Origin of the sequence: Ureaplasma canigenitalium ATCC 51252 (assembly GCF_000712165.1) — a bacterium.
GTDB classification, from domain to species: Bacteria; Bacillota_I; Bacilli_A; order Mycoplasmatales; family Mycoplasmoidaceae; genus Ureaplasma; species Ureaplasma canigenitalium.
In genome coordinates, this window is sequence record NZ_JONZ01000004.1 from 175,761 (window position 1) to 198,443 (window position 22,683).

21 protein-coding genes and 1 other annotated feature are annotated in these 22,683 nt (G+C 33.3%); of the genes, 17 read left to right on the forward strand and 4 right to left on the reverse strand.

The features are described 5' to 3' along the window. Positions 1-148 precede the first annotated feature (148 nt). From T416_RS0100750 to rplU, 4 genes are all read right to left on the reverse strand, one after another. Positions 149-859, reverse strand: a complete 711-nt coding sequence (locus tag T416_RS0100750; RefSeq protein ID WP_031488932.1) for a hypothetical protein — start codon at positions 857-859, stop codon at positions 149-151. A 110-nt stretch (positions 860-969) separates the two neighbouring features. After that, positions 970-1,275 carry a 50S ribosomal protein L27 gene (gene rpmA, locus T416_RS0100755; protein WP_031488933.1) on the reverse strand — a complete coding sequence of 102 codons (306 nt, stop codon included), beginning with the start codon at positions 1,273-1,275 and terminating at the stop codon, positions 970-972. Positions 1,276-1,301: 26 nt separating this feature from the next. Continuing rightward, positions 1,302-1,577: a ribosomal-processing cysteine protease Prp gene (locus T416_RS0100760; protein ID WP_031488934.1), complete on the reverse strand. Its 276-nt coding sequence runs from the start codon at positions 1,575-1,577 to the stop codon at positions 1,302-1,304. Between the two features lie 2 nt (positions 1,578-1,579). Further along, on the reverse strand, positions 1,580-1,879 hold the full coding sequence (rplU, locus tag T416_RS0100765) for a 50S ribosomal protein L21 (protein WP_031488935.1): 300 nt from the start codon (positions 1,877-1,879) through the stop codon (positions 1,580-1,582). Positions 1,880-1,895: 16 nt separating this feature from the next. Then, positions 1,896-1,969, reverse strand: a sequence feature (ribosomal protein L21 leader region). 106 nt (positions 1,970-2,075) lie between these two features. Here rplU and gmk point away from each other — a divergent pair. The 17 genes from gmk to T416_RS0100850 all read left to right on the forward strand — a co-directional run bounded on the left by gmk (position 2,076) and on the right by T416_RS0100850 (position 22,626). Further along, on the forward strand, positions 2,076-2,657 hold the full coding sequence (gene gmk / locus T416_RS0100770; protein WP_031488936.1) for a guanylate kinase: 582 nt from the start codon (positions 2,076-2,078) through the stop codon (positions 2,655-2,657). Further along, positions 2,641-3,753 carry a dual-specificity RNA methyltransferase RlmN gene (gene rlmN / locus T416_RS0100775; RefSeq protein WP_051675859.1) on the forward strand — a complete coding sequence of 371 codons (1,113 nt, stop codon included), beginning with the start codon at positions 2,641-2,643 and terminating at the stop codon, positions 3,751-3,753. The genes gmk and rlmN overlap by 17 nt, the downstream gene beginning before the upstream one ends. Next, positions 3,707-4,495 (forward strand): PP2C family protein-serine/threonine phosphatase, encoded by a 789-nt coding sequence (locus tag T416_RS0100780; RefSeq protein WP_245600628.1) that lies wholly within the window; start codon positions 3,707-3,709, stop codon positions 4,493-4,495. The genes rlmN and T416_RS0100780 overlap by 47 nt, the downstream gene beginning before the upstream one ends. Before the next feature lie 2 nt (positions 4,496-4,497). Then, positions 4,498-5,790: a serine/threonine-protein kinase gene (locus tag T416_RS0100785; protein WP_031488939.1), complete on the forward strand. Its 1,293-nt coding sequence runs from the start codon at positions 4,498-4,500 to the stop codon at positions 5,788-5,790. Further along, complete coding sequence (gene rsgA, locus T416_RS0100790; protein ID WP_031488940.1) at positions 5,780-6,649, forward strand: ribosome small subunit-dependent GTPase A; 870 nt, start codon at positions 5,780-5,782, stop codon at positions 6,647-6,649. The genes T416_RS0100785 and rsgA overlap by 11 nt, the downstream gene beginning before the upstream one ends. A gap of 176 nt (positions 6,650-6,825) precedes the next feature. After that, entirely contained in the window at positions 6,826-7,251 is a 426-nt protein-coding gene (gene rpsL / locus T416_RS0100795; RefSeq protein ID WP_031488941.1) for a 30S ribosomal protein S12, read from the forward strand. Positions 7,252-7,272: 21 nt separating this feature from the next. Next, a complete protein-coding gene (rpsG, locus tag T416_RS0100800) occupies positions 7,273-7,740 on the forward strand; it encodes a 30S ribosomal protein S7 (protein ID WP_031488942.1) in 468 nt (155 codons plus the stop codon). 21 nt (positions 7,741-7,761) lie between these two features. Further along, positions 7,762-9,831, forward strand: a complete 2,070-nt coding sequence (gene fusA, locus T416_RS0100805; RefSeq protein WP_031488943.1) for an elongation factor G — start codon at positions 7,762-7,764, stop codon at positions 9,829-9,831. 106 nt (positions 9,832-9,937) lie between these two features. After that, positions 9,938-11,122 carry an elongation factor Tu gene (gene tuf, locus T416_RS0100810; protein ID WP_031488944.1) on the forward strand — a complete coding sequence of 395 codons (1,185 nt, stop codon included), beginning with the start codon at positions 9,938-9,940 and terminating at the stop codon, positions 11,120-11,122. Positions 11,123-11,333: 211 nt separating this feature from the next. Further along, positions 11,334-12,935, forward strand: a complete 1,602-nt coding sequence (locus T416_RS0100815; RefSeq protein WP_156953965.1) for an MSC_0624 family F1-like ATPase-associated membrane protein — start codon at positions 11,334-11,336, stop codon at positions 12,933-12,935. Further along, the gene (locus T416_RS0100820) at positions 12,925-13,437 is read left to right on the forward strand and encodes an MSC_0623 family F1-like ATPase-associated protein (protein ID WP_031488946.1); all 513 of its coding nucleotides are present in this window, start codon (positions 12,925-12,927) and stop codon (positions 13,435-13,437) included. Before T416_RS0100815 ends, T416_RS0100820 begins: the two co-directional genes overlap by 11 nt. 2 nt (positions 13,438-13,439) lie before the next feature. After that, positions 13,440-14,390, forward strand: coding sequence for an MSC_0622 family F1-like ATPase gamma subunit (locus T416_RS0100825; RefSeq protein ID WP_031488947.1), 951 nt, complete (start codon positions 13,440-13,442; stop codon positions 14,388-14,390). After that, positions 14,383-14,850 (forward strand): MSC_0621 family F1-like ATPase epsilon subunit, encoded by a 468-nt coding sequence (locus T416_RS0100830; protein WP_031488948.1) that lies wholly within the window; start codon positions 14,383-14,385, stop codon positions 14,848-14,850. Before T416_RS0100825 ends, T416_RS0100830 begins: the two co-directional genes overlap by 8 nt. Further along, positions 14,843-17,074: an MSC_0620 family F1-like ATPase-associated subunit gene (locus T416_RS0100835; RefSeq protein ID WP_031488949.1), complete on the forward strand. Its 2,232-nt coding sequence runs from the start codon at positions 14,843-14,845 to the stop codon at positions 17,072-17,074. Before T416_RS0100830 ends, T416_RS0100835 begins: the two co-directional genes overlap by 8 nt. A gap of 9 nt (positions 17,075-17,083) precedes the next feature. After that, on the forward strand, positions 17,084-18,622 hold the full coding sequence (locus T416_RS0100840; protein ID WP_031488950.1) for an MSC_0619 family F1-like ATPase alpha subunit: 1,539 nt from the start codon (positions 17,084-17,086) through the stop codon (positions 18,620-18,622). After that, on the forward strand, positions 18,622-20,013 hold the full coding sequence (locus T416_RS0100845) for an MSC_0618 family F1-like ATPase beta subunit (protein ID WP_031488951.1): 1,392 nt from the start codon (positions 18,622-18,624) through the stop codon (positions 20,011-20,013). The genes T416_RS0100840 and T416_RS0100845 overlap by 1 nt, the downstream gene beginning before the upstream one ends. A gap of 177 nt (positions 20,014-20,190) precedes the next feature. Next, entirely contained in the window at positions 20,191-22,626 is a 2,436-nt protein-coding gene (locus T416_RS0100850; protein ID WP_051675863.1) for a putative immunoglobulin-blocking virulence protein, read from the forward strand. Positions 22,627-22,683 lie beyond the last annotated feature (57 nt).

Sequence of the window (22,683 nt, forward strand, 5' to 3'; positions counted from 1 at the left end):
TTGATAATGATGGATATAGTTTGAGAAGTAAAAAAAATTAAATTTAGTTTCGAGTTAAATTTAAATTGATTTTTATATTCATTAAATTAAAAGAAAAAATATTTCCTATTAAAATAAACGCTAAATTGAGACCTATTTAAAGATTGTTTTAACTTAGGTAGTTAACTACTTTTTTCTTTGATCGAACAGTTATTGTGTCAGTGTCACCCTTTAATGAGTAAACGAACACTTGAAGTTCAATAACGGCTACGATGAATGAAATAGCAAGGAAACCTAATACCGCAATACCGTATCCGATCACAGCATCGTTAATTTCAAAATACAATACACGTCTTGCTGCATCACTTCGGTAAATTTCAAGTGTATATCATAGATATACGTCGTCTTTTCTTACATAAGGAGCATTTGAAAGATCAACGAAAGCTTGAAGTGATGGAGGTACAAGGAAAGCGACAAGTAGAATAGTTGCTATAACAGATGCCATCAGGAATAAAACAATTCACATTAGATGGACAGGAGTATATTTTTTGAAACGAGCACTACCAGCAATGTTTGTGAGAAATAATACTAATCAAAAGAACGACATTAGTGAAATACTAGCGATTGCTTCGTTAGTAATTTCTGATAAACTAACTGTTCCTTCACCACCGGGCACATTAATGATTGTAGGATTAGTTAAAGTGAAATGAAAAAAACCAAGTGTAATATTTTGTTCAATTCGTTGGAAGTTTGAATGAACATCGTATGAATATTTAGGAGGAAGGACATTGATCGCGAAACATCATAGGGTAAATGCGATACATAACATCAAAAAGGTATAGTAAACATACCGGAATGATTTTGTATCTTGCAGATACATATTTCTCCTATATCTAAAAATGTAATTTAAGTTCAAAGCAAATCACCTATTTATATATTAATATAAGATTATACAATAAAAAACGGAACTACCTAAGTTCCGTCTACCTTTTATTTTTCTGTACTACCTTCTTTTAAGATACTCACTTTTGTTTTAGTTCCCATAAATTTACTGTATTTAACAATTCCAGGAACTAGAGCGAAAAGTGTGTGATCCTTACCTTGTCCAACACCTACACCTGGATAAATTTTATTACCACGTTGACGATAAATAATTTGACCAGCTTTTGTGTGTTGACCGTCCCCTAGTTTCGCACCAAGGTACTTAGGATTTGAATCTCTACCGTTCTTTGATGAACCTACCCCTTTTTTAGAGGCAAATATTTGAAGGTCAGTTATTCACAATAATTTTTTCATAATTTTTTAAAATTCCTATTTTTGAACTAACTTACAATTTTGATGTATTTTTTGTAAATTGCTTCGATTGCTTTTAGTTGAATCATTATTAAATCAAGATAAGCTTTTTCACTTTCATTGTCTTCGACGTTTATTTCAATATAACCATCGTTGACAATGATTTTGGCCTTTTCATTAAATCAATTAAGTGCTCCCATTACAATAGCAGACACTCCTGCACACACGATATCCTTACCATATTGGTTTTGGTTCGCATGACCTTTAACGATTAATGAAGATGCTTGTCTTTTGATTTCAATCATTACTAACCTTTGATTGAAGCGATTACAAGTTTAGTGTAAGGTTGTCGGTGACCTTGTCTTTTTAGGTGGTGTTTTTTTGACTTAAATTTGATGATGTTGATTTTCTTTTGCTTACCTTGTTTTTCAACAGTAGCTATAACTTTAGCATTCTTTACAAAAGGCATTCCAATTTTGTTGCCAACCATAAGGACTTCACTAAATTCAACTTGTTCTCCAACATTGTAATCAAGTTTTTCAACATAAATGACATCTTGTTCTTGTACTTTATATTGTTTTCCACCAGTTTGGAAAATAGCAAACATGTATTTTTCTCCTATAAAATTTACTTAGACTCACCATTTAGGTACTCAATAAAGAGATTTAAGACCTATTTTGAGTGGTTGAAGCTGCATAAAAACACACAGCTAAATAATTATAGCAAAAGTTAATTAAAATTATTTTTATATATAGATTTTTTATAATATTATTATTTATTTTAAAAGGTGTAGTGTGGTTTTTATGGCTAAGGTAAAACGGGGAAAATTAATAGTTTTTTCAGGTCCAAGTGGTGTTGGTAAACACACTATTTTACAACAAATTTTAAATAAAGAAGATTTGAATTTGGCATATAGTGTATCAATGACAACTCGTCCAATGCGTGATGGTGAAGTTAATGGTGTTGATTATTATTTTGTCTCTCACAATCAGTTTGATCAAGCAATTAAGAATGGTGATTTAATTGAATGAGCAGAGTTTGTCCATAATAAATATGGAACACCTAAGAAGGAAGTTGATCGACTTCGAAATCTTGGAAAACATGTCATTCTTGAGATTGAAGTGGTTGGGGCACTACAGGTGTTAGAAGAATTCAAAGATGATGATTTGCTAAGTATCTTTCTACTCCCTCCAAGTCTTGAAGAGTTACGAAATCGCTTAAATAAGAGAAATACGGAAACGAAGGAAATCATTGAAAAAAGAATCATTAAGGCCGAGAAAGAAATTGGTGTTAAGGATAAATATATGTATAACATTATTAATGACACACCAGAAAGAGCGGCCGCTGAACTTGAAGAAATAATTAGATATGAAGTTAACAAATAAAGAAACGAATATAGATCAAAAATCAATTTTTGATTATCCAATTAATGAACTTGAAGAGCTCCTTGTTCAGCATGATCTAAAAAAATTTACCGCAACTCAAATTTTTGAATGATTGTATCGTAAAAGAGTTTATGATTTTGACCAAATGACTAATTTAAGCAAGTCTGGGAGAGCATTTCTTAACGAATTCTTTGATGCGAACTTACTTAAAACGATTATTACTCAAGTGTCTAAAGATGGTACGATAAAGTTTCTTTTTGAACTTTATGATGGTGCTAAAATCGAGACTGTTTTAATGCTCTTTGAATACGGATATTCAGTCTGTGTGACAACACAAGTCGGATGTAATATGGGTTGTACTTTTTGTGCTAGTGGTATCTTAAAAAAGAAACGAAATCTAGCAACATCAGAAATTGTGCTTCAAGTTTATATGGCTCAACTTTATCTTGACCAATATGCTTTAAAAAACGAAAATGAGAATAACACTTTTACTAATGATGTTGATAAAAGTAGAATTAGAAACATCGTTGTGATGGGAATTGGTGAACCGTTTGATAACATAGTTAATGTAAGTCGTTTTATTGACATTGTTAATCATCAAAAAGGCCTTGAAATAAGTAAAAAGAAAATTACAGTTTCAACCTGTGGGCTTGTTAACAAATTTGAAGAATGAACTAATCTGCAACCTAACGTCGGCCTTGCGATTAGTCTTCATGCCTCAAATGATGAAGTAAGAAGTCAGATTATGCCAATCAACCGAGCATTTAACATTGAGAAATTGTTAAATGCAGCTAGAATATATATTAATAAAACTAACCGACGGATTACTTTTGAATATATTATGCTTGATGGCATTAATGATCATAATGAGCATGCTTATGAACTTGTTGAACTGCTTAAAGGGATGCTTTGTTATGTTAACCTAATTCCTTATAATCCGGTTTTTGAAAACGGGTATAAGAGATCGAAAAATATTTTAAACTTCGCTAACATTCTCCAGGAGAACGGTATCCAGACAACTACAAGATTTGAACGTGGGTCTGATATTGATGCAGCATGCGGTCAACTTAGAGCAAAAGAACAAGGAGTACTTTAAAATGCAGTATGGTTCAATTTCGGATATTGGTAATGTACGATTACATAATGACGATTGTTCGTCTGCAGTAATGAATAACGACCAACAACTTTTGCTCATCGTTTGTGATGGTCTTGGTGGTTATAAGGGTGGAGAAACCGCTTCACATATTGTTTTAAATAACATCGTTAATCAATTTCAAAACACTAACTTTATTGGGTATGATAAAAACCAGATTCGTAAATGGTTCATTAATGTAATAACAAGTGCTCAAAAAGAAATTGATGCATGTGTACTCCTTGAAAAAGAGTCTTATAATATGGGAACCACACTTGTTGCTTCGATCATTATTAATGACAAGGTTTACACAATTAACATTGGTGATAGTAGGGCATTTCTCCTTAAGGAAAATTGCTCATTAAAGATAACTAAGGATCATAATTTATTTGAAGCACTAAAAGAAAGAAATGAACCAGATTCTTTGTTTGAAAAATATAGTTCACAACTTGCTGCTTTAACACAATTTATTGGTCGTACATCGAATGTCTTAATTACTTACGATATTTTTGAAAATACACTTGAAAATGGTGACATCATTCTTCTTTCGTCAGATGGTTTTTACAACTTTATTGATATTAATGACATTTATTCAAAATTAACTCATAAAAACTTTAATACAGAATTAACAAAATTAATTTCTCTCGCTCTAGAAAACGGTAGCAATGATAACCTCTCGCTTGCTGTTTATCAACATATAGGATAATTATGGAACGAAAAAGATATAACAAAGGAGATATCTTAAACAACAAATACCAGATTTTAAAATATCTAGCATCTGGTGGTTTTTCTGATGTTTATCTTGTTTGTCTCAAAGAGGATTATGGTGTCCTTGCAAAGACTTATGATGATGAGAAAGATCAACTTAAAGTTAAGAAGAAAAAGGTGTCTGAACTTGAAGGAGAAGAAAGAGAAAAAATAGTTTTTGCATGTAAAGTACTTTACATTAAAGATAAGGAAAAACAAGAAACCTTTTTTGATGAAGTCAAAATTCTTAAAGTTGTTAAGAATTTAAAAAGTGAATACACTAAAAATATCGCTCAGTTTATTGAATATTTTGAACTCGGTTCTCTTGAACATGAGAATTATCAAATTTGTATTATTCAGGAATATGTTGATGGGATTACACTTGCTAATTATTTAGCATTGCATCCTAATTTAACTTGGATTTCAGCGGTACGAGTAATCAAAGAAATTGCCCTTGGTTTAAAAGCGTTTCATGAATCTAATTTCAAGATTATCCACCGGGATCTGAAACCAGAAAATTGTTTAGTTAATTTAAGTTTAACTAAAGTTAAAATTATTGATTATGGTGCTTCGTCTGCTTTTTATAGTAACAAAGATTTAACACTTGACCGGGACATTAAATGTTCGATTCCGTACGCTCCGCCTTCAATTCTTAAAATCTCAAATGAGATTACGAAGAAAGCGAAAATTGAGAACAAGACTGCTATTTCTTATAATGCTCAAAAAATTTACCAGGAAGTTTTTAACCATCACTATGACATTCACTCTCTTGGTGTGATGCTTTACGAATTAATTGCGAATAAACTTCCATTTGACCATATTCCAATAGACAAAGGTAAAAGTGAGACCAAAAAATTTATTGAGATGTTAAAGATGTATGAACGATATGACTACGACCCACTATCTTTAATGAATCCGACCATCCCAATTGGAATTGACAATATTCTTACAAGATGCTTTGCTTGAAAACCAAAGGATTATCTATGGAAGTATCCTGACATTAATGCTTTCATCAAAGATCTTGATGCAGTTTTTGATGAGCAACATGATATTAACCAAAATTATTACAAACCGCTTGAAACCCAAATTTTATATAAAGATCGGAAAGCAAGTCTTAATTCAATCAAAAAAGAAGATCAAAAATTTTACCTTCGAAAATGAATGCTCATACTCATTACTTCGATTGTTTGTATCCTTGTTTTTGTGTTAATTGTTTTACTTATATACTATAATGTAGGTAATTATGGAAGTTAAGGTTGTACGACAAATTAAAGATCACTATTTCGGATACTTTAAGGAACAAAAAACTATTATTAAAATTTATCCAAGGGGGATTTTTAAGCACGACAAACACGAATTAAAACCTATTGTTGGTGATGATGTCATCGTTAAACTTGTCGATGATTTGTACATTATTGACGAGATTAAAGAACGAAAAAACCGGTTTATCCGTCCAAGAATTGCTAATCTTGACATCATTCTTATCGTGATGAGTGCAACAAAACCGACCTTTAATGTGAATCTTCTATGTCGTTTTCTTGCCCTATATGACCGATACCAAATTAAAGATACGATTATTGTGATAACCAAAACCGATTTAGTTGAAGATACCAACCAAGTTTTTCAGTACATCAATGATTTAAGAAAAGATGGGTACCAAGTTTTGCTCTCAAACAGGAATGAAGATATTGATTACTTAAAAAGCATAATCAAGGATCATGTGGTTTGTCTAGTTGGTAACTCAGGTGTTGGAAAATCGACTCTTATTAATAAGATAGACCATACATTTAATCGACATACCCAAGAAATTTCGTTATCTCTTAATCGAGGTAAACATACGACAACCAATACTCATTTGTTAAATTTTAATGATGGTTACCTTGTTGACACTCCTGGATTTAGTACCATTCTACTTAATATGACGAAAAAGGAACTTTCAACATCGTTTAAAGATTTTAATCAAATTGCTCCTTTGTGTAAATTTAGTGATTGTCTTCATACGAACGAACCGGGGTGTCGAATCCGCGAAGCGGTTGATGAAAAAACGATTGCAAAGTGACGCTATGATGAGTATTTAAAGTTACTAAATCTGGTTGATAAAGAAAAAAAGTAAACATATAAAAGAAGGAAAAAAAACTGATTTTTTTGTTCAGTTTTTTTATTTCATCTTGAATTAAATAAAACTTTCCTTTATAATTTTAAAGTTTTGTCAATAGTAAAAAAACGACATTTTGACACACCCGAAAGTGTTGTCATAAATTAAAAATTAAGAAATGAAAGGAAAACAATATGCCTACAATTGCACAATTAATTCGTAATAAACGTGTACCTAAGGTAAAGAAAACAAAATCACCTGCACTTTTATATACGTATAATTCATTAAAAAAGCAAACAAAGCGTAATCCAAGTCCACTTAAATCTGGTGTGTGTACTCGTATTGGTACAATGACTCCAAAGAAACCTAACTCGGCTTTGCGTAAGTATGCAAAGGTACGTCTTACAAACGGTTTTGAAGTACTTGCTTATATCCCAGGAGAAGGTCATAACTTACAGGAACACAGTGTGGTTATTATTCGTGGGGGAAGAGTTAAGGACTTACCAGGGGTAAGATACCACATCGTTCGTGGGACAGCCGATACTGCTGGTGTTGATAAACGTCGTCAACAACGATCATTATATGGTGCGAAAAAACCGAAAGACGCAGCTAAAAAATAGTTACTAAGGAGGAAATGGAAAATGAGAAAATTAAAACCTGAAAAAAGACAAGTCCTTGCTGACCCAGTTTATAACTCTAAATTAGTAACAAAACTAATTAATACCATTATGTATGAAGGTAAAAAAGGGCTAGCACAATCAATTATTTACAATGCTTTTGAATTAATTGAAAAGAAAACAAACAAACCAGCACTAGAGGTGTTTAATAAAGCAATCGATAACATTATGCCTGTTATTGAGCTTCGTGTTCGTCGGGTAGGTGGGTCTAACTTCCAAGTACCAACCGAAGTGACTCCTGAACGTAAGCAAACTCTTGGTCTTCGTTGATTAACTCAATATGCTCGTCTAAGACACGAACACACGATGACCGACAAACTTGCTGGGGAAATTATTGATGCTTCAAACAACACTGGAGCTTCAATTAAGAAAAAAGAAGATACTCACAAAATGGCTGAAGCTAACAAAGCGTTCGCTCACCTTCGTTGATAATTCAGTAGATAAGGAAAAAATATGTACACGAAAGATTTACATTTTTATCGTAACTTTGGAATTATGGCACACATCGATGCAGGTAAGACAACTACATCAGAACGAATCTTATTCCACACAGGTAAGAACCACAAAATTGGTGAAACACACGATGGTGCTGCTACGATGGACTGAATGGCACAAGAAAAAGAACGTGGAATTACGATTACTTCAGCAGCCACTTATGCTCAATGGGCAGATCATGAACTTAACTTAATTGATACACCAGGACACGTTGACTTCACAGTTGAAGTTGAACGTTCGCTTCGTGTTCTTGACGGTGCTGTCGCTGTTCTTGATGGTCAAAACGGGGTAGAGCCACAAACTGAAACAGTTTGAAGACAAGCAACTAGATATAATGTCCCAAGAATTGTTTTTGTAAACAAGATGGACAAGACTGGTGCTGACTTCTACTATTCAATCGACACCATTAAAAATCGTCTTGGGGTAAAGGCAACAGCGATTCAAATTCCAATCGGTGCTGAACAAGATTTCGTTGGTCAAATTGATCTTCTTGAAATGAAGGCTTACTACTATGATGGTGGTGCTGATGAAAAGTATGAAATCAAGGATATCCCAGCTGACCTATTTGAAAAAGCGAAAGAAATGAGAGCAAAACTAATCGACGATGTTGCTCTGTTTGACGACGATGTGTTAAATAAGTACCTAGAAGGTGAAGAATTAACTATTGACGAAATTAAGAAATGTATCCGTAAGGGAGTTATTTCAACTCAGTTATACCCAGTTCTATGTGGTTCTGCTTTCAAGAACAAAGGTGTTAAGAAACTACTAAATGCGGTTGTTGATTACCTTCCAAGTCCACTTGATGTTCCACCAATCAAAGGTCACAAACCGCATGGTGGAGAAGTTGAAGTTCACAACGATGAAAAAGAATCATTTAGTGCTCTTGCCTTCAAAGTAGCAACTGACCCATTTGTTGGTCGTCTTACATACATTCGCGTTTATTCTGGTAAACTTGAAAAAGGTTCTTATATCTTAAACTCAACTAAGGATAAGAAGGAACGTGTCTCACGTCTTGTTAAGATGCATAGTAATAATCGAACAGAAATTGATTCAATTTCAGCTGGTGATATTTGTGCTGTAATCGGTCTAAAAGACACAACTACCGGGGATACGATTTGTGATGAAAAGAATCCAATCATCCTTGAAAAGATGACTTTTGCTGATCCTGTTATCTCGCTTAGTGTTGAACCAAAAACTAAAGCTGACCAAGAAAAGATGTCAATTGCTCTTTCAAAATTAGCAGAAGAAGACCCAACTTTTAAGACATATACTGACCAAGAAACAGGTCAAACAATCATTGCGGGAATGGGTGAATTACACCTAGATGTGCTTGTTGACCGTATGCGTCGAGAATTTAATGTCCAAGTTAATGTAGGTGCACCACAAGTTTCATACCGTGAAACATTTACTGTTGAAGGTGAAGCTGAAGGGAAGTATATTAAACAATCTGGTGGTCGTGGACAATATGGGCATGTTTGAATTAAATTCGAACCTAACCACGATAAAGGATTTGAATTCGTTGACAAGATTGTCGGTGGTAAAGTTCCTAAGGAATACATTAAAGAAGTTGAAAACGGTTTAATTGAAGCTCTTGAATCAGGACCACTTGCTGGATATCAAACGATTGATGTAAAAGCAACAATCTATGATGGTTCATATCACGAAGTTGACTCATCAGGGATGGCATATAAAATTGCAGCATCACTTGCTTTTAAGGAAGCTGCTAAAATTTGTAAACCAGTTTTACTTGAACCAATTATGGATGTCGATGTTTCAACACCGGATGAATATTTTGGGACAGTAATGGGTGATATTTCAAAACGTCGTGGTATTATCGAAGGACAAGAAACACGAGGTAATGCTCACACTATTAAAGCAAAAGTTCCACTATCTGAGATGTTTGGTTATGCGACGGATCTTAGATCAAATACACAAGGTCGTGGACAATATGTAATGCAGTTTAGTCACTATGCCCAAGCACCTAAATCAGTGACTGAAGAAGTAATGGAAATGAGAGCTAAGAAATAATTTTCTAAGTTCTATTAACATTTATTATTAAACATAAAAACTTGGTTAATGTTATAATGTAAAAAGCATTTAACACGAAAACCTTGTTATATATTAGGAGAAAAAAATGTCAAAAGCAAAATTTGAACGTACTAAACCACACGTTAATATTGGTACAATCGGACACGTTGACCACGGTAAGACAACGCTTACTGCTGCTATTTCAACAGTGTTAGCTAAGAAAGGACAAGCAATTGCTCGTTCTTATGCTGATGTTGATAACACACCAGAAGAAAGAGAACGTGGTATTACTATCAACGCTAGCCACGTTGAATATGAAACAGCAAGTCGACACTATGCTCACGTTGACTGTCCGGGGCACGCTGACTATGTTAAAAACATGATTACAGGGGCTGCTCAAATGGATGGAGCAATTCTTGTTATTGCCGCTTCTGATGGGATTATGGCTCAAACAAAGGAACACATCCTTCTAGCTCGTCAAGTAGGTGTTCCTAAGATTGTTGTATTCCTTAACAAATGTGACTTCATGACTGATGGCGAAATGCAAGACCTTGTTGAAATGGAAGTTCGTGAACTTCTTAGCAAATACGGATATGATGGTGATAACACTCCAGTAATCCGTGGTTCTGCTCTTAAAGCACTTGAAGGCGACCCAGTTTGAGAAGCTAAGATTGAAGAATTAATGGACGCTGTTGATACTTGAATTCCATTACCTCAACGTGATACAGACAAACCATTCCTTCTTGCGATTGAAGATGTATTTACAATCTCAGGTCGTGGTACTGTTGTAACAGGACGTGTTGAACGTGGTACTCTTAAATTAAATGATGAAGTTGAAATTGTTGGTCTAAAGGAAACTCAAAAAACAGTTGTAACTGGAATTGAAATGTTCCGTAAACAACTTGACACCGCTGAAGCTGGTGATAATGCTGGTATTCTTCTACGTGGTGTTAAGAAGGAAGACGTTGAACGTGGTCAAGTATTATGTAAACCAGGTTCAATTAACCCACACAGTAAGTTTACAGCTAAGGTATATATCCTTAAAAAAGAAGAAGGTGGACGTCATACACCAATCGTTTCAGGTTACCGTCCACAATTCTACTTTAGAACTACTGATGTGACAGGTGCAATTACTCTTCCAGCAGGAACTGAACTTGTGATGCCAGGGGATGACGTTGAAATCACAGTTGAATTAATTGCTCCAGTTGCCATTGAAGACGGAAGTAAGTTCTCTATTCGTGAAGGTGGTAAGACAGTTGGTCACGGTAGTGTTATTCACACAACTAACTAATTTATATTAAAGTCATTAAATAATGAAAAAAAGGTGAGCAATCATCTTTTTTTCTTTTATCTCCTTTGACCGGTCACTAAAAACATGTTTTCATCTACTCTACTAGGTAGCGAAACAGCTGATATTCTGCTAAAAAGATGATGAAAAAACGATGAATTCTAATAAAATATATTAAATTGTTTTTATTTATTAAATATGTAAAAGGATTATTGTGAAAAAAGTTATTAAAATCAGCGAAAGGATGGTCTTTGATGATACCTATAAGCTTGGTGGAGCATTGAAAGCTTCAACACCTGTCAAAGCTTATAAAGGTATCATCCTTTTATCCTTATTCGCTTTTTGATTAACGATCTTAATCGATGCTAATAAAAGTATTTTCATGTCAGATCTTCTACCGGTTCGTAACTTCTTAAAAGTTACTGACTTCTCAAATGAGCATTTTAACACGATTATACTTTTTAAATTTATCATTTTGTCTTTTGTTTTCTTCTATACGATTATTAAAAATTATCGGAATATATATTTCCAGAAGGAACTAATTAAGCGCTATGGTGCTTGATTCTTTTTGTACTACAGTCTTACCGTTTCAGCATTTGGTTTAATTGTTGGTTATCACCCAATCCGGTCAACAACTTCCTTAACATACCAATACGCATCGTTGGTTTATATTTTGTTACCGTTATTTTTTGTTAATTTTGCTTATCATATTTACATCCATATACTAAAGCAAAAAACAGAACCACTTGCTTATAACAGAGTATGAAGTCTTTCAATTACCCTAATTAGTCAAGCACTTACCGCTGCTCTTGTGATTGCTTTTGTTTTGAGTTTTACGAAATCAAGTCTTTCCATACAAAATAACTTAAATCGAACTGACGGTAAGAACAACATTATTATTAATGAGTTTATTTTTAATAACAACAAGGTTTATATTTATTTGCAACAGTTGTTCTCAGTAGCTTCTTCGAAAAACTTAAGCATCATTATCTTTGGTTTTATTGGAATTGGTGTTTTACTAGTTGGTATGAATACATCAGAAATTTTGTTTATTGCTTCAAAACAATACACATATCATTTCTTCCGTGATCAAATGGTAATCCTACTTGTTGTTTTTATTGCAATGTTATTGTGGTTCATCCAAGTACTTTCACTAACAATAGAAATACCACAATTTGAAATTATCAATAATAAGCAGGTTGTAAAACCAAGTTTATTTGTAAGACCTGACGAATTTAATAGTGTCCTTGGCGTACCTAATAAAAAAGACTTTGCTTATCTTACAAACATCTTATTTAGTTTTGTGATTCTCGCATCATATCTTCTAATTAATTTCATGCCTAAAACAAAGCAACGAAGTGATGTTTTCCAAAATCTACAGTTCTCATTCTTCCAAACATTATTATGAGCAATTCTTGTTATTTTTGATTTTGTTAACCGTAATTCATTTGTTGCTCTGCTTAATATTTTCTTTACATCAATTTGCTCTTTAACGATGTTAATCGTTCTTCTTACGAGTAAAAAAGTAATGAACTACCATGCGATTGTTTTTGTTTTAATTACTACAACATCGTTAATTCTTGTGCTCTTTAGTTATGGAGTTAATAACTTTTTAATTGTTCAAAATAATAAGAGTTTCGAAATTATTGACTCACGCTTTAACTTTACCCAAATCTTTAGCATTCTTACCCTAGTTTCATACTTCGGTTTCTTGCTTGCTAACTCAATTCACATTAAGGTTGTTGTTTACCGTATTAATAAATTACAAAAGGTAATGAACGAAATGAAAAAAGAAGAGGTTGCCTATGAAAAATAATAAAAAGAAAAATGAAATGAATCAGGTAGAAGAAAATAGTTTTGATTTATATCAGGAATATAACAACTTAAAAGAAGACGAAAACCTAGTAAGTTTTCGTCAACTATGTGCGACAGCTCTTATTAAAAATAATTTAGGTTTCGATGATGAGCGTTATTTACAATTTGTTGAAAATGTAAACGATGCATTAAGAAGAAGAATTGACCTTGTTTTTGATAACCTTGTTATTACCTTTAAAATTAATGAACGCTATAGTTTAATGCAACTTGCTCCTTATGTTTCAAAAACCCAAAATCCCAATGTCCCAGCTCTTACTTTAAAGAGTAAGATGGGAACTGATTTTGATGTTTTTTATAACACATTAAATCTTGAAATTAACCGTCTTCTTTCGAGCGGCTCATTACTTGAACTTGTTCCAAATACAATTATTTATTTCGATTTTAAAACAAACAATATGGTCTTACTTTTTGATCATTCACTAGTTTCTGACATTAAAGGATAATTATGCAGTTAAAAGTACATATTGATCGAAAAAAGAATCTACAAAGCATCCTTCTTAAGGTTAATAATGACAAAAATATTTGTCTGATTGACATTATGAAGTTAAATAAGCGACTGAAACACTTCATTAATAGTTCTACACTTAACCGTCAATTAATCCTTACCCTAGACAAAAAATATCGTTTTCAAAACGAATTTATCGGTGATGATGTAACTAAGAAAACGAACGGTGAATTTATTAAAAAAGTCAAAAAAACCTTTTTAAGATCTCACCAATTAATCGTGTATATCACCGAAAACCAAAAGTTTTCAACCGACTCATATACCCGTTATGAAAAACTAATTAAGAAAATGATTAAAGAATCTCCGGCCGATTTTATCTGTATTGGAGAAAGAGCGGAGAAGTTTTGTCAAGAACACGGTTATAATGTTTTAAAATCATTTACTAATGATAAGAACGACCATAGCATTGCTCCTAAATTAGCAAAAATGGTTAAAATTATGTATCAAGAATTTAATTATGAAAAAGTAAATTTTGTTCTTAACTCAAACAAAAACTTTAATAATTATTTTACTATCCTACCAATTAAACATTTTGATGTTGATAAGTTATTAAGTAAGGATGAAAAAAGTATCCTTGATAATGAAGATTATGACCGTTTCCTTAATTACAAAATTTATCCCGGAATTGATACTTACATTAATTCCCAAATCAACATCTATATTGTTAATACAATTCAATCATTACTAATTGAATCGAGTTTTTACGAAGCAAAAACAAGACTTGTTAACTATAACCAAACAACGAAAAACTTAGATGATCTCCTTCTTAAATTAAATAAAAAGATCATTAAGATTAAGCGGGAAAACGAAATAGAAGAAATTGTTCTTCTTACAAAGAGTGCTGATAATTTCTCTTTAGATTCTCCGCTGAAAGGAAAAGCAAATGGCTAAGGATTTTAAAACAAGTACCCTTAATATCCACTTTCTTCATGGTAAGAAAATGCACTTCCAGGTAGCTTCGCTTTTCTTTAATGACGATGAAGAAAATAACTGGTATACAATCGATAACAATAGTATATGTGCATATGAAGATATCCTTGTTAAAATAGTTGACCACATTGAGAAAAAAGAAATTTACGTCTTCCTTGTTAATACTACCATTGTGGTTGAGAACGATAGCATTGAAGTGACTACTACGAATGAAATTAATTATTTTATTCGACGTAATACGAAGAAGAAACAGCACAAGAATTTGACTGATTTAAATGAACAAATTAATTATTTTCAATCAACCCGTGTCCTTGGGATAGACATTGAAGAAATGATCAATTTTGATGAGATTAAACATCAATATTATAAGAATAAATTGATTAATATTCTAAATCTAAAGGAGGAGTTTAATTATGAATAAAAAATGAAAAAAACTTGCTCTTTATTCTACCCTAATTCTCCCTATACTAGCTGTTGCTCCAGTTTCTTTAATTGCTGCTGGTGAGTCGACTGACAATAAACCAAAAGACACTCCTGGACAAGGAAAAACATCACCTGGTAATGATAAGAAAGATGCTGATAAGAAGGATTCAGGAACAGCTGGAACCCCACCTAAGAAGAAACAAAAAATCTTAAGTCCTGAGTTTGATACCTTTAAACGTCTTGTCCCAGGAACATTAAAGGAAGCTTTTGAAAAAGGATACGATGAAGCAATTAAATTTTTCGAAGCTCAAAGAAAAAAGCTCCTTGATAATAAGGAAATTGATTTTAAGAGCAAAATCGCTAAAATTCTTTACTTTAACGAGGTGCTTAACTTCCTTTATAAAAATAAAGAAGCTTTTCTAAAAGACCCTAAACTTTTTGGTGTTTTTACCATTTTTCCCAACATTATTGCGAATAATAAAGAATTTACTAAGGGAAAAATTAAGTTTGACGGTAAAAACTTCGAAAAAATTGTGTTCGGTGAAGGAAAGAATAATGACGACTACGAGAGCATCATTCGACCAAACACTGACGATAATATTGAGAAGTTCAATGAAAAAGAAAAGAATTTCCAAACCGCCGAGGAATTTAAAGCAACTCTAAAAGGATATGCGAATGGAATTGCAAACGGTTTCCGTAAATTTGTCTTTGATGAAAAAAAGGATGATTTCAAGATTGACGAGAATACCACACTAGAAAATTTAAAAGATAAAGGTCTAAGTATTACTCCACCAAAAGGTTATAAGGATTGAGATTCTTACTTTAAGGAACGTCTTAGCAAGGAATTTACAAAATTCGACCTTGATCAAAATGTCGAGTTTACAAAAAAACTAGAGGAAGACGAACCAACACCAGAGCAACCAAAACCACCAAAACCACCTCTTCCTGGTCCAGAATTACCACCAACACCACCAGCTCCACCATTAATCCCAGAAGACAACGATGTTGATACAACAATTCCAAAATTAGCAATTAACACCTTACAAGCTTGGGTTAAAAGTGAACATACAAACAAGAGTGCGGATGATTTAATCGCTTTCTTTAATAGTGCGAAACCAATTGATAAAATTAGTGTTTCTGATCAAATTTTCTTCTTTGACAACCCAATTAACACTAGTTATAGTTACCAAGTTAATAGTCTAACCAAAGATGACAAAGGAAATGTTACAGCAATTATTCAAATTGCTGAAAAAGCTCATCCCGAACGTATTCGGTTCTATGCTAAGCGAGTCCTAATTGATAACCGTCCGCAATTCCGTACTTATAGTAAAATCCTTGAGACAACAAGTAATGAATTAAGACGTGATATTTTTGAAAAGTTCTATAAAGCGGTTGGTCTTGATGAAACTTATGACATTAGAAAGTTAAGAAATAAACGACAACAAGACCATCTCTTTAGTATGATTTCCGCTGCGAACCAAGTTTATACTTCAAAAGACATATCATCAAATAAAGAAAAAACTTACTTGAAGTATGTCCGTGAATTTACCGAAACAGAAGACCTTGAAGATATTCTGCAAAAGGCTTCATATGAAATAAAATACGAAGTTTTAACTTCACTTGCAAAAACCAGAATTTCTAACATTTTATTTTGGATTTTATGACAAAATGGCAATGCTTCTAATATCAATGCATTCCGTCAACAAATCAAGCAAAATAAAGAACAATATATGAAGGCCTTCCAGGATCAAGGTAAAGATATTTATATCCTTGATGATCTTCTTAATTATCTTGATAACAACAACAACATATTACTTGCGAAAATCAATGCTCGACCTTTTGATTACATCCAAGGGGTATCAGAAATGCTTGACCAATTTAAAGTTGTTAATGATGCCATGCTTCTTCTCTCTGAGTTGCTAACAAACGTTGTGTTTGATAGTACGAAAGAAGAGAATCGAAAGATGTTTGAAAAATCGTATACTAATGCTTCCACTATGATTAAAGAAAGTTATCACGAACAAGCAAACTTCTTTATTATCTTTGGATCAATTACACTTGCTTTAAGTGCGATTTCACTAGTTGCTACACTTGCTTATAGTGTTAGTCGTATGAAATTACTGAAATCAAAGAAAAATGTCTGAAGAATTATGATTGCTATCGCAATCGTTTCAGCTTTAATCATATGCATTGGTATCGCTCTTATTGCGATTGGAGTCTAGGGGGATTTTATGAATAATTTAAATAACAAACCAAAGGTCAATGCGGTCTTTGGTTACATTATTGAGGTTGTTGGCGAGTATCCATATCGTCAAAAACAAATTTTTAAAACGAAAAATGTCGATGATGCTCGATTGATATTAATTAGTGCTTCATCCGACAAAGCTTATTTACTGCTTGATAACGGTAAGTTTGATATTAAAGTCGGTGACGAACTAATCGAAATCGAAGTTAGTAACCATATCTATACATCTGATGAACAATTCGGTAATGTTATTGACATTAACGGAAACATTGTGCTTCCTATCCAAAAGAAAGTGGTTGTTGACACAAACGGATATTCATCACCAACATTCGGTTCAACACACGACTTAATGAAGGTTAAAACACTTGATACTCAACTTTACACAGGAATCGTTGTTGTTGACCTTCTTATCCCGATTGGTAAAGGTCAACGGGAATTGATTATTGGTGACCGTGGTACTGGTAAAACCCATATGGCTCTTAATACAATTATTAATCAAAGTCGTCGTGGAGTTAAGTCAATTTATGTTTCAATCGGTCAAAAACGAGAAGACATTTCCCGTATTTATAGTGTTTTAAAACATTACGATGCGATGAAAAATACCATTATTATCGATGCTCCATCAACTTCAGCTTACCAACAATATTTAGCTCCATATATCGGGATGGCACATGCGGAAAACATTTCGCATAAAGACGATGTATTAATCATTTTTGATGACCTTACAAAGCATGCTAACATCTTCCGTGAAATCGCTCTACTAACTGATAAACCAGTCGGAAAAGAGGCGATGCCAGGTGATATGTTCTTCGCTCACTCATCCCTTCTTGAACGTGCTGGGTCTTTCAAGGATAAGAAGACAATTACTGCTCTTCCAATCATTAAAACCGTTGATGGTGACATTACTAGTTTAATTGCTTCAAATGTTATTAGTATTACAGATGGACAAATCGTAACGAGTAGTGACCTTTATGCTCAAGGTGTTTTACCTGCAATTAACATTGACCTTTCTGTGTCAAGAACAGGTTCAAGTGTTCAGACAAGAACAATCACTAAAGTAGCTGGTGAAGTTAATAAAACTTTCCGTGCTTACAAGCGTCATCTTAAACTTGCGAACCTTGACTATGACTTTAATAAAGAAACAACCGCACTGCTTAAAAAAGGTAAACTGATTGATAAGATGTTTAATCAAAAGGGATATAGTTTATACTCAGATAAGTTTATCCTTCTTACATCAAAACTAATTACCTGAAACATCCTTTCTGGGATTGATAATCAACAAAAAGCTCTCGAATTTATTAATTTATTAATTAATACTAATAAAGAAGCGAGTCAGCACTATGAGACTATCTTAATGAATAAGAAACATGATGAAAAACTACTGCGTGATTATTTCGCATATAGTTTACTGCAATATAGCAACTACCTTGGATTGAATTGACACATCGAAGTTGAAAATGAGTTTGTACCATTTGACAAAGAATATCTTGATTTCATCGTTGAGAAGCTAGGAGATAAGAAATAATGGCAAAGTTTACAAAGATTTGAAGTGATGTTGTCGAAGTATCATTCAAAGATAACGAGCTTCCTAAAATTAATACCATTTTAACAACCCATAATGATATGACCCACTTGCTTGTAAAAAGAATCATTGATGGGAACACTGCTCGTGCCATCATCATTAAATCAAGCAAAGACATTGCTCTTAATGACGAAATTACAATTACCAACAAGAGTTTTATGGTTCCTGTAGGGAATGGTTCGAAGAATAACCTTTATTCGATCGACGGTATTCCGATGCTAAAAGATCGTCAAGCTAATCCGATTTATGTTGAAATGGATTCAACAATTAACAATACCCGTTTCCTTAACCAGAAGGTACATATCGTACAAACTGGAATCAAAGCAATCGACTTTTTTATGCCAATTATTAAAGGTAGTAAGCTTGGTATCTTTGGTGGTGCTGGAGTTGGAAAAACGGTTTTAATGAAGGAAATTATTTTCAATGTAAACCGTATCAAAGAAGCTTCATCTAACATTTTTATTGGGTCTGGTGAACGAAGTCGTGAGGGTGTTGAGTTACTAAACGAACTTGAAAGTTCAAACTTAATGAAGAGTTCAGTAATGTATGTTTCAAAGATGAACGAAAGTCCTGGTGCTCGGATGTCAATTGTTCCCATCGGGATTACAGCAGCGGAGTACCTTCGTGATAATAACAAGGAAGATGTCCTTCTTTTTATTGATAACATCTACCGTTTCGTTCAAGCAGAAAACGAAGTTTCAGCTTCCCTTGGGAAGCGTCCTTCTGTTGGGGGATACCAATCTACCCTTGAGAGTGATGTCTCTCATGTAGAAGAACGTATGTTTAAAAATGAAAACGGTTCAATCACTAGTTTCCAAACGATCTTCCTTCCAATGGATGACCTTTCTGACCCAAGTGCGGTGGCTGTTTTTAACCACCTTGACGGTAACTTAGTATTAAGTCGAGCTCAAAGTGCAAAAAACATTTTCCCAGCTTTTGACCCACTTGCCTCTTCTTCAAACTCAGTTGATGAAAAAATTATTGGAAAACGACATTACGATGCCATTTTTGAAGTAAGAAAAATCCTAAAACGTTATAAAGAACTTGAAGATGTCATCCTAATTCTTGGTTTTGACGAACTTGATGAACAAAGTAAAATCGTTGTTAAAAAAGCACTACAACTTGAAAACTTTTTCACTCAAAACTTCTTTATGACTGAACACTTTACCAAAGAAAAAGGTCAATTCGTACCACTTCACGAGACGGTTGAATCAGTCATTCGTATTCTTGAAGGAAAATATATTAACCAATCCCCTGAAATCTTTAGTTACATCGGTTCAAACAAGGACATTCCAACCGATGAAATGCTTGAAGAGATGGCCAAAAATAAATAATTTTCAACGAATAATATTGGAAATTATGGTGAAACACTATTAAAAATATTGCAAAAACCTACTATTTTTCATTGATGTTGTTCATCATCCATCCGATTTTATTAAAATAGAAATATAGTTTTAAATATCAATATTAATGGCGAATAACAAGAACAATTCTATAAAGGATTATTATCTATGAAGAAATCAAAAATCGCTTTAATATCACTAACCAGTTTAGCCGCTGTTAGTGCGGTAGCGACAGGTATTGGTTTATCTGTTTATTTTAACAATCCCAAAAATAGTAACAAGAAAATTAATTCGTTAATTTATGAGCACAACCGTTATCCCTTTCAAGACGGTAACCGTGATCTTGACCAAGTTATCGATTCAAGTTTTGATAATAACCTAAAGAAACTTGATCAAAATGACCCGGTAGCCCCTGAGGTAATTGAACCGCCTAAATTAATTATTCCTGACATTATTATCGATATTAAAGAAGAAAAACCAAAAATCGAAGAAAAGAAGGAAGAAGAACTTCCACCACCTCCTCCACCAGAAGAAAAGAAACCTGAACCAGAAAAACCTGAACAGCCTAAAAAGCAACCAGAACCAGAACCGCTTCCTCCACCTCCTCCACCCAAAAAAGAAGAACCAAAACCAACCCCTCCTCCACCACCTGAAAAGAAAGAAGAACTTCCTCCACCACCTCCCCCTGTTAAACCACAAATTCAAAAGAAGGAAGAAAAAAAAGAACCACCTAAAGCAAATCCACCAGTTGCTCAAGCACCAAAATTGCAGAAAAATAAACGTAAAATTAAGGTCGGCGACAAGTATGTTGAAATTAACGTAGAAGAAGAACCGGTACGTCCACGACAAACTTTTGAAGAAGACAGACAAAAAGGTCTTCAAAACCGAAACCCTTATATTAGTCAAACAGTACCAAAAATTAAGTCTTTTGAAGTTACTGACGAATTCCGTAATGCCAATGTTGAGTTTGGTCGAAAACGAATTCAAGGCATTAATAATATCCCGCAAGTTAAGTGGATTACCGATGGTCAAATTCCTGATTCTGAACTAAAAGATTTCATGAATCAAAACCCAGATTTTTATAAGGGTTTATTCTATAAGTACTTTAGATTATTTGAATCCCCTAATGTTGTTAATTTTTTAACCGAAGAAGGTAAAAAGAAATATCCGCAAATTAAAAATATTCAAGATCGTGATTTAAGATACATTACTTACCTTAAATATCTTGATTATACTAAGTTCACGAAACTTTCAAGTGAAGCGGAAAAAGAACTTAAAAAAGGATATACCCTTGGTGGCGAAGTTTATATTGAAGCCGATGGTTCAATTAACTCACATACTTTTAGTCCACCTGCTGAAAACAACAATGTTATCGCAGAATACACACGAAACAATTACAAGCGACGTGTCTTTAGTTATAACTCACCTTGAAAGAGAAGTCCTTCTGACATCTTAAACGGAAGCTATGATGGATGAATTAAAGATGATAAGACTAAGGAATATGCTCAAAAATATAACTTTAATACGACTGACGGAATTGAAGTTAGTGAGTTAATTCGTGTTAAACCAATCAACGAACCTGGTCAAATTAACAAAGGTCTTGTTGTTAAAATTGATGCATCGAACCCTGCTGGTTATAAGAAAACTCTTGAATTAATTAATCAACTAAAAAATGCTGGTGAAAAGATTACTTCTTATCGTATTTTTAATATTGGTAAGAATGATACGAATCAATCTTTCTATAAGATTTTCGAAGCCCTTCCTGATGAACTTCCACAACTTGAATTATTCTTTGAAACACAAAACACTTCTTATCTAAAAGCGATTAAAAACAAGCATATTAAGGAACTTTCACTATATACTGGTGGTAACTCACTTCTTGATACATGGAACATTAATCCGCTCGCACTAAAAAATGTTGAATGAGTAAACACCGCTGACTATAATGTAAGTCGTGATTATGGCCGTGATGTAAAAGTTTACTCACGTATTACCTTTAACACTCTGAGTTTTGATGATGAAGATTACCTTGAAGGTTCATCAAATCCGTTTGAATTAATTAACGATGGTTTAAGATTGGCTTACTGAGTAAGAAATAACGAAGGCTTCTTCCAAGGTGGTTTTGGTTCCGGTCTTAGTCCTGACCACGACGAACGTGGTAATAGTTATCCAACCGGTCTTGACCTTGGTAGAATGACAAAATTGAAATCACTTCGTGGCTTACGATTTAATGATCACTTAAAACCACAAAATGGATCAAGAAAATTAATTCTTCTTACTCTTCATAATGATGGTCCTGTTTTTGAAATTAGTGCTGAGGAATTGAATCAAGCTCAATTTAAAGATGTTATGTCTCTTGACCCTATGGTAAAAGCGAAAATTCTTTACAGCAATGGTTCGATTACGAACACAATAAGAGTGACCGGTGGTAATTTAAATTCAGATGGTTTAAGAAACCTTGCAGTCCTTAAAGAACTTGACCGTGATCACAATCTGAAAAAACTTCAAATTACTGACCAAAGTATCAAAGGACTTGTTTCAAGTTCAGGTTTTGGAGATATTGAAGTTGTTGATCCGTCAACATCTGATGTAGACTATATTTAGTGTATCTTCGAATTTTATCTTTATTTAGTATAATTTATTAAATATAAATAGATTAAA